This window comes from Protofrankia sp. CiP1_Cm_nod3, assembly GCF_982290655.1.
In genome coordinates this window covers 45,356-48,075 of sequence record NZ_CEVIVD010000014.1, presented here as the reverse complement: position 1 = coordinate 48,075, position 2,720 = coordinate 45,356, and the positions used below count along the sequence as shown (strand labels likewise).

At 77.5% G+C, this 2,720-nt stretch carries 1 protein-coding gene; it reads right to left on the bottom strand.

What is annotated here, in order from left to right; translation table 11 throughout:
- Nucleotides 1-2,720, bottom strand: a 2,720-nt coding sequence (locus tag AC5LUJ_RS05230; protein ID WP_493464546.1) for a beta-ketoacyl synthase N-terminal-like domain-containing protein, incomplete at both ends; no start/stop codon positions are given.

Genomic DNA, 2,720 nt, shown 5'->3' with positions numbered 1-2,720 from the left:
CGTCGACGTCGGCGGGGGCCAGGCCGGCGCCCGCGAGCGCCGTGTTGATCACCCGTTGCTGGGACGGCCCGTTGGGGGCGGTCAGCCCGTTGCTCGCGCCGTCGGAGTTGATCGCGCTGCCGCGTACCACCGCCAGCACGCGGTGGCCGTGGCGGCGCGCGTCCGACAGCCGCTCGAGCACGACCACGCCTACGGCCTCCGCCCAGGCGGTGCCGTCCGCGGCGGCGGCGAACGGTTTGCAGCGGCCGTCCACGGACAGCCCGCGCTGCCGGGAGAACTCGGTGAACATGCCGGGCGTCGACATCACGGTCACCCCGCCGGCCAGCGCGAGCCCGCACTCGCCGGAGCGCAGCGCGCTCACGGCCAGGTGCAGTGCCACCAGCGACGACGAGCAGGCGGTGTCCACGGTGATCGCCGGCCCGACGAGGCCGAGGGCGTAGGCCACCCGGCCGGAGGCGACGCTTGGCAGGCCGCCGGTGAGCGCGTACCCGCCGGCCGCGCCGGTGGCCTCGTGCAGCCGCGGGCCGTAGTCCTGCGGGGTGGCGCCGACGAACACCCCGGTCGAGCTGCCCCGCAGCGTCACCGGGTCGATCCCGGCGCGCTCCAGCGCCTCCCAGGAGGCCTCCAGCAGCAGCCGCTGCTGGGGGTCCATCGCGGCGGCCTCCCGCGGGGAGATCTCGAAGAACGCGGCGTCGAACAGGCCGGCGCCGTCGAGGAAGCCGCCCTGGCGGGTGTAGGACGTGCCGGGCCGGCCGGTGCCGTGCTCGTCGGCGCCGGCCGGGTCGTACAGGGCGTCGAGGTCCCAGCCGCGGTCGGTCGGGAACCCGCCGATGGCGTCCTGGCCGGCGGCGAGCAGGTCCCACAGCGCCTCGGGGGAGTCGGCCCCGCCCGGCCAGCGCCCGCTGACCGCGACGATCGCGACCGGCTCGTCCGCGCCGGCTCCCGTCCCGCTCCCGCCCGCGGCCCCCACAGCGGCCCCAGCGGCGCCGGTGCCGGCGGGCGCGCCGGCCACGCCGACGATCTCGGCGAGATGGCGGACGAGCGCGGCGGGCGTCGGGTGGTCGAAGGTCAGTGTGGGCGTCAGCGCCAGCCCGGTGGTGGCCGCCAGCAGGCCGCGGAACTGCACCGCCGCGATCGAGTCCAGGCCGAGGTCCCTGAACGTGCGCCCGGCGCTGACCGCGGCCGGGCCGGTGTGCCCGAGGATGCTGCTCACCGCCGCGCGGACGAGGTCGAGCAGGACGGCGTCGCGCTCCCGCGGGGCGAGCCCGGCGAGCCGGCGGGCCAGCCGCGACGACGGGCCGGCGGCGGACGGCGCCCCCGGCGCCCCCGGCGTTTCGGGTACCGCCGCGTCCGTGCCGTGGGCGTCCGTGCGGTGGGCGTCCGTGCGGTGGGCGGCCGTGTCATGATCCGGAACATTCTGTGCCGGTATGGAGACGTCCGGCAGCTCCACGGCCGGTGCCGCCGCGGACGGTGCCGGGCGGGCCGCCGCGCCCGGCAGCCAGAACCGCCGCCGCTGGAACGGGTAGGTGGGCAGGTCGGTCACGCGCGCCGCCGGGCCGATCGCCGCGGCCCAGTCGACGTCGGCCCCGCGCACGTGCGCCTCGGCGAGCGACGCCAGCAGCCGGCGGGGGCCGCCGTCGTGGCGGCGCAGCGTGCCGGTGACAAGCGCGTCGGCGTGCTCTCCGCCGGCGTCCGCCGCGATCCGCTGGATCACGCCGGTGAGGACGGGATGCGGCGTCACCTCGACGAACGTGCCGTGCCCGGCCGCGAGCGCGGCCCGCACCGTCTGGTCGACGTTGATGGTCTCCCGCAGGTTGCGGTACCAGTAGGCGGGGGTCAGCTCGGTGGTGGGCAGCGGGCCTGCGGTGACGGTCGAGTAGAAGGCGATGCCGGCCGCCGCCGGGGTGATGCCGTCGAGCAGCTCGAGCAGCCGCTCGCGCACCGGGATGACCTGCGGCGAGTGCGAGGCGTACCGGACCGGGATCCGGCGGACGTCGATGCCGGCCGCGGTCAGCGTCGCCACGAGCTCGTCGAGGGCGGCGGTCTCGCCGGAGACGACCGTGGCGTCCGGCCCGTTGATCACGCCGATGCCCGCGCGGTCGGCCCACGGCGTGAGCAGCGTGGCGACCTCGGCCGCGGGCAGCGGGACGGACACCAGCCCGCCGAGGCCGCTGAGGCCGGCCACGGCGCGGCCGCGCAGCGCCACCACGGCCGCGGCCTGCTCCAGGGTGAACGCGCCCGCCACGTACGCGGCGGCGATCTCGCCCTGGGAGCTGCCGATCACCGCGTCGGGCTCGACGCCGAAGGCCCGCCACACCTCGGCGAGGGAGACCATCACCGCGAACAGCGCCGCCTGGATCACGTCGATCCGCTCCAGCGGCGGGGCGCCCGGGGCGTCCCGCAGGACGTCCAGCAGCGACCAGTCGATGTGGGGCGCCAGCGCCGCCGCGCACGCGTCGATCGAGCGGGCGAACACCGGGGATACCGCCAGCAGTTCCGTGGCCATGCCGGCCCACTGGGATCCCTGGCCGGGGAAGACGAAGACGGTCTTCCCGCGCTCGCCCGCCGACCCGCGCACCACGTTCGCGGACGGTTCGACGGCGACGAGGGCGCGCAGCCCGGCGGACAGCTCGGCCCGGCCGGCGCCGATCACCACCGCCCGCTCCTCGAAACGCGCCCGGGTCGTCGCCAGCGACAGCGCGATGTCCGCGGGACCGCCG